18 protein-coding genes, 1 pseudogene and 1 riboswitch are annotated in these 14509 nt (G+C 69.2%); of the genes and pseudogenes, 8 read left to right on the top strand and 11 right to left on the bottom strand.

The window, feature by feature from the left end; genetic code table 11:
- Positions 1-15: 15 nt before the first annotated feature.
- Positions 16-408, bottom strand: a complete 393-nt coding sequence (locus ABT009_RS37465; RefSeq protein WP_351305625.1) for a hypothetical protein — start codon at positions 406-408, stop codon at positions 16-18.
- On the opposite strand from ABT009_RS37465, the pseudogene ABT009_RS37460 reads away from it, so the two are divergent.
- Positions 392-631, top strand: a pseudogene (locus ABT009_RS37460) (hypothetical protein); the annotation flags it as partial. The gene ABT009_RS37465 and the pseudogene ABT009_RS37460 sit on opposite strands and share 17 nt — an antisense overlap.
- 475 nt (positions 632-1106) lie before the next feature.
- Positions 1107-1598 carry a DinB family protein gene (locus ABT009_RS37455; RefSeq protein ID WP_351305481.1) on the top strand — a complete coding sequence of 164 codons (492 nt, stop codon included), beginning with the start codon at positions 1107-1109 and terminating at the stop codon, positions 1596-1598.
- Positions 1599-1882: 284 nt separating this feature from the next.
- Here ABT009_RS37455 and ABT009_RS37450 read toward each other — a convergent pair whose 3' ends face one another.
- On the bottom strand, positions 1883-2323 hold the full coding sequence (locus ABT009_RS37450; protein ID WP_351305479.1) for a hypothetical protein: 441 nt from the start codon (positions 2321-2323) through the stop codon (positions 1883-1885).
- A gap of 150 nt (positions 2324-2473) precedes the next feature.
- Between ABT009_RS37450 and ABT009_RS37445 the strand changes: the two genes are divergently transcribed.
- Together ABT009_RS37445 and ABT009_RS37440 are read left to right on the top strand one after the other, a co-directional pair.
- Positions 2474-3733 (top strand): sensor histidine kinase, encoded by a 1260-nt coding sequence (locus ABT009_RS37445; RefSeq protein ID WP_351305477.1) that lies wholly within the window; start codon positions 2474-2476, stop codon positions 3731-3733.
- Positions 3718-4365 (top strand): response regulator transcription factor, encoded by a 648-nt coding sequence (locus tag ABT009_RS37440; RefSeq protein WP_351305475.1) that lies wholly within the window; start codon positions 3718-3720, stop codon positions 4363-4365. Before ABT009_RS37445 ends, ABT009_RS37440 begins: the two co-directional genes overlap by 16 nt.
- Positions 4366-4415: 50 nt before the next feature.
- On the opposite strand, the gene ABT009_RS37435 is transcribed toward ABT009_RS37440, so the two are convergent.
- The 3 genes from ABT009_RS37435 to ABT009_RS37425 form a co-directional block, all read right to left on the bottom strand.
- The gene (locus ABT009_RS37435; protein WP_351305473.1) at positions 4416-4760 is read right to left on the bottom strand and encodes a Tn3 family transposase; all 345 of its coding nucleotides are present in this window, start codon (positions 4758-4760) and stop codon (positions 4416-4418) included.
- A 185-nt stretch (positions 4761-4945) separates the two neighbouring features.
- The gene (locus tag ABT009_RS37430; RefSeq protein ID WP_351305471.1) at positions 4946-6415 is read right to left on the bottom strand and encodes an FGGY-family carbohydrate kinase; all 1470 of its coding nucleotides are present in this window, start codon (positions 6413-6415) and stop codon (positions 4946-4948) included.
- Complete coding sequence (locus ABT009_RS37425; protein WP_351305469.1) at positions 6412-6585, bottom strand: hypothetical protein; 174 nt, start codon at positions 6583-6585, stop codon at positions 6412-6414. Before ABT009_RS37425 ends, ABT009_RS37430 begins: the two co-directional genes overlap by 4 nt.
- A 622-nt stretch (positions 6586-7207) precedes the next feature.
- On the opposite strand from ABT009_RS37425, the gene ABT009_RS37415 reads away from it, so the two are divergent.
- Positions 7208-7816, top strand: coding sequence for a DJ-1/PfpI family protein (locus tag ABT009_RS37415; protein ID WP_351305467.1), 609 nt, complete (start codon positions 7208-7210; stop codon positions 7814-7816).
- Positions 7817-8192: 376 nt separating this feature from the next.
- On the opposite strand, the gene ABT009_RS37410 is transcribed toward ABT009_RS37415, so the two are convergent.
- Complete coding sequence (locus ABT009_RS37410) at positions 8193-8336, bottom strand: hypothetical protein (protein WP_351305465.1); 144 nt, start codon at positions 8334-8336, stop codon at positions 8193-8195.
- Positions 8337-8386: 50 nt separating this feature from the next.
- Here ABT009_RS37410 and ABT009_RS37405 point away from each other — a divergent pair, with 50 nt between their 5' ends.
- Positions 8387-8692, top strand: coding sequence for a transposase (locus ABT009_RS37405; protein WP_351305463.1), 306 nt, complete (start codon positions 8387-8389; stop codon positions 8690-8692).
- A gap of 151 nt (positions 8693-8843) precedes the next feature.
- On the opposite strand, the gene ABT009_RS37400 is transcribed toward ABT009_RS37405, so the two are convergent.
- From ABT009_RS37400 to ABT009_RS37380, 4 genes are all read right to left on the bottom strand, one after another.
- Complete coding sequence (locus ABT009_RS37400) at positions 8844-9935, bottom strand: PP2C family protein-serine/threonine phosphatase (RefSeq protein WP_351305461.1); 1092 nt, start codon at positions 9933-9935, stop codon at positions 8844-8846.
- Between the two features lie 351 nt (positions 9936-10286).
- Positions 10287-10601: a DMT family transporter gene (locus tag ABT009_RS37390; RefSeq protein ID WP_351305459.1), complete on the bottom strand. Its 315-nt coding sequence runs from the start codon at positions 10599-10601 to the stop codon at positions 10287-10289.
- A 9-nt stretch (positions 10602-10610) separates the two neighbouring features.
- A riboswitch (guanidine-III (ykkC-III) riboswitch) is annotated at positions 10611-10672 on the bottom strand.
- A gap of 313 nt (positions 10673-10985) precedes the next feature.
- Positions 10986-11339: a hypothetical protein gene (locus tag ABT009_RS37385; protein WP_351305458.1), complete on the bottom strand. Its 354-nt coding sequence runs from the start codon at positions 11337-11339 to the stop codon at positions 10986-10988.
- A gap of 372 nt (positions 11340-11711) precedes the next feature.
- Positions 11712-12743, bottom strand: a complete 1032-nt coding sequence (locus ABT009_RS37380) for a LacI family DNA-binding transcriptional regulator (RefSeq protein WP_351305456.1) — start codon at positions 12741-12743, stop codon at positions 11712-11714.
- A 196-nt stretch (positions 12744-12939) separates the two neighbouring features.
- Between ABT009_RS37380 and ABT009_RS37375 the strand changes: the two genes are divergently transcribed.
- The gene (locus ABT009_RS37375) at positions 12940-13227 is read left to right on the top strand and encodes a hypothetical protein (protein ID WP_351305454.1); all 288 of its coding nucleotides are present in this window, start codon (positions 12940-12942) and stop codon (positions 13225-13227) included.
- On the opposite strand, the gene ABT009_RS37370 is transcribed toward ABT009_RS37375, so the two are convergent.
- Positions 13207-13338: a hypothetical protein gene (locus tag ABT009_RS37370; protein WP_351305452.1), complete on the bottom strand. Its 132-nt coding sequence runs from the start codon at positions 13336-13338 to the stop codon at positions 13207-13209. The genes ABT009_RS37375 and ABT009_RS37370 overlap by 21 nt on opposite strands.
- 149 nt (positions 13339-13487) lie before the next feature.
- On the opposite strand from ABT009_RS37370, the gene ABT009_RS37365 reads away from it, so the two are divergent.
- Positions 13488-14507, top strand: coding sequence for a sugar ABC transporter substrate-binding protein (locus ABT009_RS37365; RefSeq protein WP_351305450.1), 1020 nt, complete (start codon positions 13488-13490; stop codon positions 14505-14507).
- Positions 14508-14509: the final 2 nt, after the last annotated feature.

Here is a 14509-nt window from a genome sequence, read left to right as displayed (position 1 = left end):
CCGCCCCGCACGCTGTCAGGGACTCCCGGCTGACTGAGGGCATCGGGTCGCTCTGCCTACGCCTCGCGGACCCCTCCGGGCCTGCCCGCCGCGGAGGGCGGCCGCCAGCAGACGCAGGGCGTCCTTGATCATGGTGAGGCTGGCCGGCTTGCCGTTGACGCTGGGGAGGTGCCGGCACAACTGGTCGAGGGGCATGCGCCGCAGGGCTCCACCGTTGCGCCGAACGCTTTCCGAGACCATCGACCGGAGCAACAGGTACAGGTGCAGGGCAGTACGCGTCATATCCGGCTGCAGCAGAACCCAGTCGCGGATCTGGGTGTACGACCAGTAGTCCGTAATGTCGCCGGTGAACTCAAGTACTTCATGGGCGTCATCGGTCATCGTGTCAGGGGCAGTGGTGCTGGTCACCCATCACCTGGAGGAACTGCCTTCCGGTACCACGCTTGCACTGCTCCTTCGCGAGGGCCGTGCCATCGCGCAGGGAAGCGTCGACGAGACGCTCACCAGCGATCAAGTCAGCAAGTGCTTCGACCTGCCCCTGATCCTGGAGCGGCAGGACAGCCGCTGGAGCGTCCGACTGCGTCGCGGCCAGGGTCCGTTCTCAGACGATCCTTGCCCAGAGCCGGAATGACGCCATGCTGACTGCTGCCTGGAACGTGCTGTTGCTGGAGGGGCGGGCGTAGTCGTCGACGGTTGGCATCGGCAGGGAGCTATTGCGGCGTATAGCTCCCTGGCCCCTCGTGCTCCCCCGCGGCTCCACCAAGGCCACCTGGCCCCTGCTGTGTCGTCACCTGTTACGCCGTAATAGGTGACAACGGAGGTGGAGCGACGACGGCTCGAAATGTCTTGTCCCAAATAAGTGCTTGTCGGCCGGCATGCCGAACCTCTTCGCGCGTAGGGCCCCGGCCCGGCTGGCCAGGGCCTCCGCTACTCGGACCAGCATCCCGCGCAGCACCGGGATGTATCAGGGGCGAAGCGCCTTCGCATTCCCCGCCCATCGGCGATGAGATTCCCGTACGGCGAAGGTCTGAACGGAGGTAGTCCACGAGCATCCATGCCAACGGATCGGCGTACCCGAGAGGACCACGATGGTTCACAGCAGTTCGATGACCGCTGAAGCAGCTGCCCTGCAGCATTTCCTCGACGCCCAGCGGTCCTGCGCGCTCGCGATCCTCGAAGGGCTCACCGACGAGCAGTTGCGGACTCCGGTCCTGCCGACAGGCTGGACGCCACTCGGGCTTATCGAGCATCTCGGCGATGCTGAGCGCCACTGGTTCCAGGAGGTCGCCTGCGGAAGCGCGGTGGATGTGCCGTGGATCGACGAACCCGACGCCGCCGCCGCAGAGTTCACGTCGGCGCGATCGGTTGCGGAGGTCTTCGCCTTCTACCGGGAGCAGTGTGAACGGGCCAACGCCGTGCTGGCCGGCACGTCGTTGGATACGAAGCCGGTCGGCCAGCACGATGCCGACATCGACGACGACATCACCGACCTGCGCTGGATCGTCCTGCACATGATCGAAGAGACCGCCCGTCACCTGGGCCACCTCGACGCCGCCCGCGAACTTCTCGACGGACGGACCGGCCTCGGCCCGCGCTAGCTCTGCCGAAGCGCGCTCCATCGCGCCGAGGACGCCACAACCCAATCGGCAGTTCTGTGTGGAGCTCACCGCAGCACGAGCAGGTGAATCCGAGATCACTGGTCATGAGCGGAGCCTATTAAGCAACATCGCCCCACACCCCGGCTCTGCGCGGCCTCGCCCCCCGGACCGCGGGCCGTCCTCGGGGAGGGCACCCACACCCTGCCGCTGAGCGGTAGACGCCGTATCGCGGGGCGGCGCGCCACCGAGGGGGGGAGAATACCGGTAACGCGCCCGACGCCCGATCAGCGCGTCTTGGGGAAGGCGGCGCGCAGCGTGGATCCGTTGATGGGGAAAGCGGCTGCGGCGATGGCGAGGGCGCAGGTGGCCTGCAGCATGATGAACCACGCCGGTAGGGTGCCGGGGATCACGTCGATGGCGATGATCGCGAGAGGCATGACGATCGAGATGATGCGTACGCGCAGGTAGGCCCATCGCGCTCCGCGCGAGGCGAGGGCGGTCAGCCAGTAGGTCACGGCGGCGCTCGCGAGCACCCCGACCGATCGTCCCCACATGAACGAGGTCACCGCGTGCTCGGTCATCGCGAGGACAGCAACTGCGGCGAGGACGGCGACGCTGAGCGCGCCGTAAGCGGCGACGAGGGTCCTCGCCCTACCGAAGGCCTGCCGGGTGTGCGGATGGTCGAGGCAGCCGGCTCCGGCCGTGGTGTGCGTGTTGGTTTCCATGCTCACCGACGCTATGAAGCGCTTGGCCGGCGCGGTATCGGCCTGGACGCACGGGTAGGTGGGGATAGCCCCACTTTCCGGCTGACCAGGGCAGTAGCGGGCTCCGCGCGGTGCACAGTGGAAGCCCGAACGGAAAGCGAAGGAAGAAACATGAGACAGCTGGGTTCGTGGCTGGCGCGTGCCGGCGTGGGGTTCTTACGGGCGTGCGTCGTGGCGCTCGTCAGCATGCTGGTTCCGGCCGTGTGGGCCGCCGCCGTGGCGCTGGGGATGTGGTGGGGGGCGGGAAACCCGTGGTCGTGGATAGCGCCGTTCGTGCTGGTGTGCGTGGGCACGCTCGCCCTGTCACGCCCGGTCTGCCGGATCGTCCGCCTCCTCGTCACGAGGTGGACTGCCACCGTCATCCCCGCCGGATACCGGCAGGCCGGGCCGGTGACGCGGATGTCCACCGGGTACTGGTGGAACGGCTTCAGCTATGAGCGCACCAGCCGCGACGCCCTCCTGGATCAGAAGTGGCGGGTCCGGTGGAGCGACCCCGCCAACTGGCGCGACCTGCGGTTCACGGCGATCGCACCGCTCACCGCGGGCGTGGTCGCGTCCCTCCCTCCGGCCGGGGTGGCCACGGCGGTCCTCGGGCTCGGCCAGTCGGGGCCCGCCGCGCGCGTCGTCGGCGCGCTCGGCCTGATCGTGGGCGTCGCCAGCGCCCCCTACGCCTGGCGGCCCGTCGAGCCGGTGGCCGTCCGCTTCCTGCGCCCGTCGCCCGCGATGGCGCTGGCGGACCGGGTGGACGAGCTGACCGCCCAGCGCGCGGACACGACGGTCGCGCAGGCCGCCGAGATCCGCAGGATCGAACGGGACCTGCACGACGGGGCGCAGGCCCGCCTGGTTGCGCTCGGGCTCTCCCTGGCGACCGCCGAGAAGCTGATGGAGCGCGACCCCGACCAGGCCAGGGCACTGATGCGGGACGCGCAGGCCGGCGCCACAGCCTCGCTGGCCGAACTCCGCGAATTGATCCGGGGAATCAGCCCGCCGGTGCTGAACGAGCGAGGGCTCGTCGACGCCGTCCGCGCCCTCGCCCTGGACATACCCCTCGACGTGGCCGTCAGCGCCGACGCCCGGCTGCGCCTGGACCCGCCGATCGAGTCCGCCGTCTACTTCGGCGTCGCCGAGTTGCTGACCAACGCGGTCAGGCACGCCCAGGCATCCCGGGCGCGCATCTCCCTCGCCCGCGACGCCGCCGGCCTCATCGTCGAGGTCGAGGACGACGGCCGGGGCGGGGCCGACCTCCGGGCCGGCGGCGGGCTCGCGGGACTGCGCCGCCGCCTCGCGGTCTTCGACGGCACTCTGGAGATCACCAGCCCGCCGGGCGGCCCGACCCGTGTGAGGATGGCGGTGCCATGCGAATCGTCGTAGCCGAAGACCTCTACCTCCTGCGCGACGGGATGGTCCGCCTGATCGAGGCGTACGGGCATCAGGTGGTGGCGACGGCGGCCACCGGGCCCGAGACGCTCGACGCGCTGCGGACGTGGCAGCCGGATGTGTCCGTCATCGACGTCCGCTTGCCGCCGAACCAGTCGGACGAGGGCCTGCGGGCGGCCATCGCCGCCCGCGGCGAGATGCCCGGGCTGCCGGTCCTCATCCTCTCCCAGCATGTCGAGCAGCTGTACGCCCGGGAGCTCCTGGCCGACGGCTCCGGCGGCGTCGGCTACCTCCTCAAGGAAAGCGTGTTCGACGCCGACCAGTTCATCGGCGCCCTGGAACGCGTCGCGGGCGGCGGGACCGCCATGGACCCGGCCGTCATCGCGAAACTGCTGTCCAACAGATCCGCGAACCGGGGTCTCGAGCGGCTCACCGAACGCGAGTACTCCGTGTTGGGCCTCATGGCGGAGGGACTGTCCAACCGGGCCATCGGCCGCCGCCTCTTCCTCAGCGAGAGTGCCGTCGGCAAGTACACCACCTCCATGTTCGGCAAGCTCGGCATCGCCGCCGACGACGACAGCAACCGCCGCGTCCTCGCCGTCCTCACCTACCTGAACAAGTCCTAGCTTGATCCGGGCGCGGAGCGTGACGGCGCCCGCCCGGGCGCCTGGCACGTTCACCGGCCCCACTCGTACTCGTCGTTCGGGTCCCATCCGGCGTCCCGCTCGCCACCGTCGAGCAGGTCGTTCGCCTCGTCATCGGTGAGCTCACGCTGGTTGTCCATGGCCCTCTGATGCCGATCCCGTCGTGCGGGCGGGTGTCGTCGGCAGCACGGTGAGGACCAGGTACGGCGGCGGACAGGGGGAGTTCGAGGCTTGTCCATGTCGAGGCGGAAGGTGCCGTACGGGTTGATGTTCGACCAGAACAGCGCGGTCAGGCCGCGCCGGTCCTCATCCGTCAGCTTGTGCGCCCAGGCCGGTTCGGCCAGGACCTGCTGAAGCAGCAGGGTGTTGATCTGCACGAGACTGCTCTGGAGCAAGGCGCAGGGCGAGCATCGAGGTCTTGGCATGTTCCTTGTCCGGGCAGGTCAGCGCGCCAATGGTGCCCGCTCCGGCAAGGGGGGGGACGTACGACCTCGACGCGAGCGCAAGCGGCGGGTGCACGAAGGACCGTGCACCCGCCGTGTCGTATACGGATCCGGCGGCGTCAGCCCCCGCGCTGAAACCGGGCCAGGGCATGGGCCGTTGCCCGGGTCGCCGGATACAGGTCCCGGTACAGCCCGTGCAGCCGGTCGTACGCGGCCACCGCGGCCGGGTCCGGCACGCGCTGCTCACGCATGGGGTTCCAGACCGCGATGTCCGCCTCCGCGGTCAGCTGCGCGGCCAGCCAGGCGGCGCCGTAACTGGCGCCGATAGTGACGGTCGGGACGTCCTGCGGCAGCCCGGTGACGTCGGAGACGATCTGCGTCCACAGCCCGCCCTGCGTGCCGCCGCCGACCGCGACGACACGCTCGATCGCGGCGCCCGCCTTCCGCATCGCCTCGATGTTGTGGCGTACGCCGTGCGCGGTGGCCTCGAGCGCGGCGCGGTACAGGTCGCCCCGGGTGTGCTCGACGGTGAGGCCGGCGATCACGCCGCGGGCGTCGGGGTCGGCGATCGGAGTGCGCTCACCAGCGAAGTACGGCAGCATGGCAAGACCCCGCGCACCGACGCCGCTTGCCGCGGCCTCCGCGAGCAGGGCCGCATGGTCCGGCGAGCCGAACAGGCCGCGCAACCACTCGGTGACCGCTCCCGAGGTGGCCATGCCGCCGGCCAGGGAGCGCGTGCCGGGGAAGGCGCCGACGGTGCTCCACAGCTCGGGCACCCGCAGCTGCCCGGTGACGGTGGCGACGAGAAACATCGTCGTGCCGTACATGAGCATCAGATCGCCCGGCCGTGTCGCACCGACGCTGACGGCCTCGGTCCAGGCGTCGATGGTGCCGGTGATGACCGGAGTGCCCGGGGCGAGCCCGGTGGCCGCGGCGGCCTCGGTGGTCACCGCGCCGGCCGGGTCGCCGGGCCAGCGCAGTTCGGGGAGTTGCGCGTGCGGCCACACAGTCTCCACCCAGGGCCGGTACCAGTCCTGCGCCAGGGTGTCGTAGAAGGGGACCGACTGGCTGGCCGAGTGGTGGTCGAGGACGTAGGCGCCGGTGAGCCGGTGGGCGAGGAAGGACGCTGGCATGAACAGCCGGCGTGCGACGGCGAACACGTCTGGCTCGTGCTCGGCCACCCAGGCCACCTTCGGCCCGACCGCCTGCGTGGACAGCGCGCTGCCGCAGCGGTCGAGGACGGCCTGACGGCCCAGTTCCGCATCCAGCCGGTCGATCTGCGCGGCGGCCCGCGTGTCCACGCCGTAGAGGACGGCGGGGCGCAGCGGCCGGTTCGCAGCGTCCGCGAGGGCCACGCAGGGGCCCATGCCGCTGACGCCCACCGCGTCCACCTGCCGGCCGTCGGCGAGGAGTTCGCGGGTGATGCCGCAGAACTCCTCCCACCACACCTCGGGGTCCATCTCGACGTGCCCCGGTTTCGGCCGGGAGACCGTGTGCCGGCGCACGGCGGTCGTCTCGACCGTGCCGGAGGCGTCGACCAGGACGCCCTTGCTGCTGGAGGTGCCGATGTCCACACCGAGGAAGCTCATACTCGGACTTCCCCGCAGAGGTGGACGGTGACACCGAGTTCGTGGAAGGCCGCCGCCTTGGCGACGAGTGCGGCGTCGGCGGTGGCGACGTCGGGAGCGTACGCGAGCTGGGCGTGGTTGGCCTTGTGCCGCGCCATGAACTGGTCGCGGCTGACGCCGTGGGCGACCACGTGGGCGATCGGCCACTCGGGCTGGTCGCGGTTCAGCGGCGCTCGGTCTCCTCGCCTGGCAGCTCGACGACGGAGCCGCGCCCGATGTCCAGGTGGAGTACTCACGGCCCATCTGCGTCAACGCGTGTCCGCCCCGGGCGCAGCAGCCCGGACCCCGGGTCGCGGTTGGGCTGCGGACGCCCCTCAGGCACGCTCGGCGGCGAACGGTCCGCCGGGCACCGTCCGCACGCCGCCGGAGCTGCTGCCGACGGTGTTCGCAGAGCTTCATCGGCTGCTAGACCCGGGCGGCCATCTGCTCGTCGCCTTCAAGGCCGGCGACCAGCGCCGGCACTGGACAAGTCATACGGCCACGAACTGTCGCCCGACGTCTACTGGATATCCCCCCGACCAAGTCGCCGAGCCGGTAAGTCCTAACGAGGGCGAGCACGATTGTGCTCTCGCTGAGCTGAGCCTGGCGAGCCTCGGGATGTCAGCAGGTCGGCGGGACAATAAGTACGGTACTCAGGCTCGGAGCGCGAAACGCAGAGCGGCGGTAGGCATGCCACCAGCCGCTGATTGGCTCTCGGCCCGGAACGGCGCGCCAGGGAGACTGGACATCTGATGCCTACTTGAAGGAGTTGTGATGCAGGTAGCCGTGGTCACCTTCGACGGGTTCAACGAGCTCGACAGCTTCATCGCTTCCGCGCTGATCAACCGGTGCCGTAAGGACGGCTTGGAAGCCTTCATTACGACGCCGACGCCGGTGGTCACGTCGATGAACGGGGTCGAGGTGACCGGGCAGCGCCCGATGGAGTTCGTGACCGAGGCCGACGTCGTGCTGATCGGTAGCGGGGTGAAGGCGCGAGACGTGGTCGCCGACGACCGGCTGATCTCCAGGCTGTTGCTCGACCCTTCGCGACAGCTGATCGGTGCGCAGTGTTCCGGCGCGCTGGTGCTCGCCCGGCTCGGGTTGCTGGATGGCATGCCGGCTTGCACGGACATGACGAGCCGACCCTTTGTCGAAGCCTGCGACGTCACCGTGCTGGACGTGCCGTTCCACGCCGAGGGGAACATCGCTACGGCGGGCGGTTGCCTGGCCTCTCAATATCTCGCCACGTGGGTGATCATCCGAATGCTCGGGGAGGACGCCGCGCGCGACGTCATCGGCTACGTGGCTCCGGTCGGCGAAAACCAGGAGACTGTCGAGCGCGCCATGCGTGCCGTCCACGCGGGCGAGGTTGCGCTCCGCTGACGCCTCGCGATCAGCCTTTCGGGGCCGCCCTGCAGTCATGGCGACGACTCCTGAGCGCATTGAGGCGTGGCATTGTCTGAGGTACGCGCGAGCCCGCGCGGCTCTCTCGCAGCCTGTCTTCACGGGCATCTCCCGTCAATACCTGACCGAGTTGATCGAGGAGCTGGCCGACCCGCGTTCGGCGCTGCGGAAACGCTCACTGCGGGAGCGTCGGGGTCGTGACCGGGTACGTGCGGCTGGTGCCGGACCAAACCGTGATCTGCGTACGTTGGAGGACGTGTTCGCCCACGCCGAGGGCGAAGGGGTCATGCTGCGCCTCGACGGCACCGAGGTGCAGGTCCGGCGCCCGAACTCGCAGCCGCCGCGGGCGCACGGCCTACGTGTCGGGGAAGAAGAAACAGAACGCCGAGAAAGTCGCGGTGATCAGCGACGGGCGCTCCGGGGCCTGCGGCTCGGTGCGGTGTGCCCCGGACGGATGCACGACGTCACCCAGGTCCGGACCGAGGGCATCGAAGAGCAACTCCGGCTGCACCCCACGGTGAAAGCCGAAGTCGACACCGGCTACACCGGGTGGCCCGCGACTTCCCCCACCAAGTCAGCGCCCCACCGAAGAAACCCGCCAAGAACGCGGGGCCCGGCGAAAGGAAGCACTACGACCGCACCCGCCGCCGCCAATCCCGGCGGCGGATCATGGTGGAACACGCCATCGCCGAGCCGAAGCAGTGGCGGTCGCTGCAACGCTGGATCGGCCGTCGTGAAACCCTGCACGAGGTCATGGCCGCAATTGGCGGCCTGGTCTCGGACCGGCCGCCCCGGCGTGTCATCCTCCGTAGGCCGAGCACCGCACTCGTCCTGGCCGGACCGGCGGCCTGCTGACGCTCGGAACCAAATCGCCAGGCGAAACACATCGCAAGCTCAATCGTGCTCATCCTCGTAACAGGAACCCAGGTTGAGTGAGACGGACCAGGGCCGTCGGGCTCACTCAACGTGAACCACCGCTGATCACAGGCGCCGCCCTGGCTCACCTTCACTGAGAACGGACAGCCAGGGCCGCGATGTCGTCATCGAGCCTTCCGCTGCTGAAGTGGACGAGGTCCCGGTGAAGTCGGTCGAGCAGCTCGCGGGGCGGCGCTGGGCCTTGCCGCCGCATCCAGTCCGGCAGCGGGAAGAACTCGCCGACCCGGTTACGGGTCTCCGTGACGCCGTCGGTGTAGAGCAGCAGCTGATCGCCCGGGACGAAAGCGACGGTTTCGACGCTGTAGTGGTCCCCGAGAAGCGTCGCGAGGTTGAGGAGCGGCGAGGGGGCGGCAGACTCCAGGACGCGGATCTCCCCGCAGTGTACGAGCAGCGGCGGAGGGTGCCCGCAGTTGAGGAGCCTGACGCAGCCGCTGCCATACGGAATCTCGGCGAGAAGAGCGGTGGCGAAGCGCTCGGGCTGGTCCTGGGCGGGGAACGCGGCACTGTGGCGGGTGATGCTGGCCTCCAGGCGATGGATGACGCCTCCCAGATCGGGTTCGTCGAACGCTGCCTCCCTGAAGGAGTTGACCACCGCAGCGGCCGCCCCAACCGCGGACAAGCCCTTGCCGCGTACATCGCCGATGAGCAGCCGGACCCCGTACGGCGTGTCGGCCGCCTCGTAGAAGTCGCCGCCGATCCGGGCCTGCGCTTGGGCCGCCAGATAAAGCGACTCGATCTCGACGCCCCCGACGCTGCGCGGCAGGGGGCGCAGCAACACCTTCTGGGCTGCGTCGGCGACGAGCCGGATCTGGACGAGAGCCTCCTCCCGCTGGAGTCGAACATGGCTTGAGTATGCGGCCGCCGCGGTGACCGCGACGATCGCCGCCGCTGTGTATGCCGTCCCCAGATCGGTGTACACGAAACTGACACCGATCATGACCAGAAGGCAGAACATCCCAAGCAGGACAGTGGGGAGCACGGGCCAGATGGAGGCAGCAAGGGCGGGGGCGGCGGGCAGGAGGCGGCTGAAGGCAACCTCCCTCGGGGTGGCGAACGCAAGGCTGGCGATGAGGACGGTCAGGATCACCGGCGACAGCAGCGCGGATTGCCACCGGCCGCCGTAGCTGGGACGACGGCGCCGCAGCCGTTCGGACTTGATCATAAACCGCAGCATATCCAGGCAAATCTGACATCAAGCTCCGGCGGAAAAGGCAGGCCGCTGCCTGCGGCCATTCGCGCTCGGCGGTCGGCAGACCAGACATGCTGCACTCGGACGCGCAGCGCCGTCCCGGGGGCTGACGAGGAGGGCCAGACCGCGCCCTCATCGACCTTGCGGGTCTCGACCACCTGCCTCGCGTACACGGCGGCTCATGACCTGGGCAAAGAAGTACCTCAAGCTGACCATCGAATCGGTCAGCCACCCCAAGAACACCTCCGGCTGCATCGCGTTGCCCCGCCGCCGGCGCATCGAAAGGCCCTCTCCCCCGCCCCCTCGCCGGCGTCAGCCTGGCACTCAGTGCGCCAGCTTCAGACCGGCCACGCAACCGACGATGCCGGCCAGCAGCAGCAGCTTCAGAGGGCTTGCGGACTCACCGCAGAAGAGCATGGCGTACGTCGCGGTGAGCACCGCTCCGATGCCTACCCAGATCGCGTACCCGGTGCCCACCGGCACCGTCCGCAACGCGAAGGAGAGGCCCACCATGCTCAGTATCAGGCCGACGCCGAAGACAACGGTCGGCAAGGGACGACTGAAGCCCTCCGACTTGCCCAGCGCCGTCGCCCACACCGCTTCCAGCACTCCGGACGCCACCAGAACGATCCATGCCACGACAGACTCCCCGCGTCGTCTTGTCATGGCTGGGTACGGCGCACCTCGTCCAGGAGCCAGTCGGGCTCTGCCAGCCATAATCGCACACCTTGCCGACGTGCTCGGCGGCGTTCGTGCTGGTCGATCCCGCCCACATCAGCGGGTCCGTTGACCAGTCCTGGACAAGCATCCCAGTCGACACCAACGTGGAGGCCGACGCGCGGTGGTGGCAGCGGCACCAGTGTCCAGGATCCCAACGTCCTGCCTATGGGCGGGGCGGGCCTGGGGCCTGCCGTTCCCGGACATGTGCTGCTGGTCGTAACGTACAGGCGCACCGATTTGACGCTGTGCCAGGTCGCCGGACTGTGCGACATCTCGAAGTTGGGGCATCGGAAACACGCAACGTCAGCGTCGGCGCCCCAGAAGGCCGAACCCGCGACGCAGACCTCGCCCCCGCCGACGAGGACGCAGCTGGACCGTCCCTCCCATGTCGGCCGCCGGTGAAGCGGTGATGCCTCCGCCCAGCCTCCAAGGGGCGTCGGGTGAGCTCACGCGGCTCTCGGCCTCTGCCTGCGCCTGGATCTCATAGTGAGAGTCGTGAGCCGTCACATGGAACGCCTCATCGTAGGAAGCCATGGCAGCCCGGATGCCCGCACCTGCCACACCGCGGCGACGCACCACGGAGGCCAGCCATGCGAAGAAGCCAATGATCGCGCCCAGGGCACCCGTGACGATCAGGTACGGCAACAACGCATCCATGAGGCGACCCTACGGCCACCACCTCTTTGTGTGAGCCGGGGTGGTCCGATCGCCGGGAGGTCACCACACCCGATCGGGTCACCGCCATCCCGCCTTCGGCGGTCTCGCCCCCGGGGAGGACAAGACCGCCGAACCCAGGGCCTGAACGCCACGCTCGTTGCACGAGGGGTACGCCTACGCCGCGCCCCGCGTGCCGGAGTCGGCGGGTCCGTTCTCCAGGCGCCACCCCTGACGAGCTGAGCGCGGCGATCCGCATCGCAGCCGTCACGGACGCTGGGACCGTCCGCCCGCACGACCAGAGGAACAGGTGACAGCTGTTCACCGCCTGAGCCACGGCACCGACACCCGACCGGAAGCACTACGGCGGGTCCGTCAGGCGGGCTCAGCTGTGGTGCCGCGGAGGATGAGCCGCGGGTTGAGGACGACCTCCCGCGGCTCGGTGCGCCCCTGGTCGAGGCGTTCGACGGCGGCGGTCACCGCGTGCCGGGCCTGTTCCCGGGCGCTCTGGCTGACGGTGGTCAGGTTGAAGCAGCTGAGGCGGGAGAGGGTGTCGTCGTCGTAGCCGGCCACGGACACCCGGCCCGGGACGGCGATACTGGCGCGGGAGAGGGCGGCCAGTACGCCGATGGCGCACTGGTCGTTGAAGGCGACGACGGCGGTGGGCAGGTCGCCGACGTCGAGGATGTGGTGGGCAGCGCGTTCGCCGGCCGCTTCCGTGTTGTCGCCGTGCAGGACCTGGATGTGCTCGTCCAGGCCGTGGCGGCGCATGGCCGTGCGATAGCCGCGGCGCCGGTCCGTGGCGATGACGCCCTTGCCGCCGTCGACGTAGACGATCTTGCGGTGACCGAGGCCGACCAGGTGGTCGACGATCTGGCCCACGCCGTCGTCGTCCGCGGTGCGTACGACGTCCAGGCCCGTATCGGCGATCCGTCGGCCGACGACGATGACGGGGGCCTTGCCGTCGAGGGCAGAGAGCGTGTCCGCGGGCGCGGTGGGGCCGAGCAGGATCAGCGCCTCGCTTCGGAACGCGAGCAGCGTCTCCACGGCGGTGTGCTCGTCGCGGGTGCGGGTCAGGGTGCTCAGGACGAGGTCGTAACCGACATCCTCGGCGGCCGAGTGCAGGTGCTCGACCAGTTCGGCGTGGAAGGGGCTGTGGATGTCGACCATGACGCCGAGCAACCGCGTACGCCTGCTGGCCAGCAGACTGGCGGTGCGGTCGGCCTGGTAGCCGAGGTCGGCGGCCGCTTTCAGGACACGCTGCCGGGTCCGTTCGCTGGGGCCGGGCACACCGCGCAGGACCAGGGACACCGACGCTGTGGACAGCCCCACCCGGGCGGCCACGTCCTCCAGCCGGGGGCGCTTGTTCGTGCCGTTCCGGTGACGTGCGGAACCGTCATCGTCCACTTGTGCCTCCCCGCGGCAATCTCCTCGCGCAACACCCTTGACACGCTCACGAAACGAGCCGATAGTACCAGAACTTAAATCGCTTTAAATTGTCCTGTTGTTCCAACGAAGTCAGCTCGAGGGTGCGCGACACCTTACGGATCGCGCTCTCCGACTCCCCTGCCACAGCGCCTTTTGGCGCTGGAGAGGAGCCTCAGTGAGGACGCAGTCGATCGGGATGGGCGCCATCGGCGTCGGTACCGCCGGCTGCGCCCATCTGGGCGGCTACCGAGTGGCCCCGACAGTGCACGACAACGGGCTGCCCAAGATCCGCCTGGTCGCCGTAGACGACGCCCAAAAGGCGCTCGCCGGCGACACGGCCCGTCGCAACGGCTCCAGGCATGCCGACTTCGGCTCCAAGCATGCCGACTCCGGCCGTGGCATCGCCTTCCGGACCATGTTCCTCAAGGCGCTGCACGATCTCTCAACCCCGACACGGCTGTGACAGCTCGAACACGAAGACCACGAAGACCACGCATACCAGGAAGACCACGAAGACCGCGAACTCGACCAGATCGAGGTCCTGCGTGTGGCCGCCGTCGACTGCAGGCGCCACCACCCCCTTCTGAGACCGGCCGAACCGGATTCAGCCTGCTCTCCCCTGCCGTATCGCGACCCTGACCGAGGCCGTCGCGACCGCCCCCGGCCCATCCAGCAGCCGCGGATCCACTTCTCTCTCCCTTGGCACAGTGAGGTGTACGAACCATGAACCGCACATCCCTTCCCCTTTCCCGCAGAGTCGTCCCCGTCGCGGCCGTGGCCGCCGCGGCCGCCCTGACCCTCGCGGGCTGCTCCAGCAGCTCCGGCGGCAAGAAGGCCGAGGAATCCGCGAACGATGTCTCCGCTGGCAGGGCCACCACCCCCCGCATGACGGTCGCGATGGTCACCCACGCGCCCTCCGGTGACACCTTCTGGGACACGATCCGCAAGGGTGCCGAGGCCGCCGCCGCCAAGGACAACATCAAGCTCATCTACTCCAACGACGAGAACGCAGGCGACCAGGCCAACCTGGTGCAGAACGCGATCGACCAGAAGGTCGACGGCATCGCGGTCACTCTCGCCAAGCCGGACGCCATGAAGGCCGTGGTCGCCAAGGCCGAGAAGGCCGGCATCCCCGTCGTCGGCTTCAACGCCGGCCTGAGCGTCTGGAAGAAGCAGGGTCTGCTGGAGTTCTTCGGCCAGGACGAGTCCGTCTCGGGCCAGGCGCTCGGCAGCAAGCTCAACGGGACCGGTGCCAAGCACGCACTGTGCGTCGTCCAGGCGCAGGGAGACGTCAACCTCGAAGAGCGCTGCGCCGGCGTGAAGAAGACCTTCAACGGCAAGACCGACAACCTCTACGTCAACGGCACGGACATGCCGTCCGTGAAGTCGACGATCACCGCCAAGCTCAAGCAGGACAGCTCCATCGACGAAGTGGTCACGCTCGGCGCCCCCTTCGCGCTCACGGCCGTCCAGTCCGTGTCCGACGCGGGCAGCAAGGCCAAGGTTGCGACCTTCGACCTGAACAAGGACCTCGTCTCCGCCATCAAGAAGGGCGACATCCAGTTCGCCGTCGATCAGCAGCCCTACCTGCAGGGCTACCTCGCGGTCGACTCCCTGTGGCTCTACAAGAACAACGGCAACTACAGCGGCGGCGGTGAGCAGCCGGTGCTGACCGGTCCGGCGTTCGTCGACAGCAGCAACGTCGACACCATCGCCAAGTTCGCCGCGAAGGGCACCCGGTGATG

Source organism: Streptomyces sp. NPDC002896 (genome assembly GCF_040295225.1).
In the GTDB taxonomy this organism is placed as follows: domain Bacteria; phylum Actinomycetota; class Actinomycetes; order Streptomycetales; family Streptomycetaceae; genus Streptomyces.
This window is presented reverse-complemented; position numbering and strand designations above follow the sequence as displayed.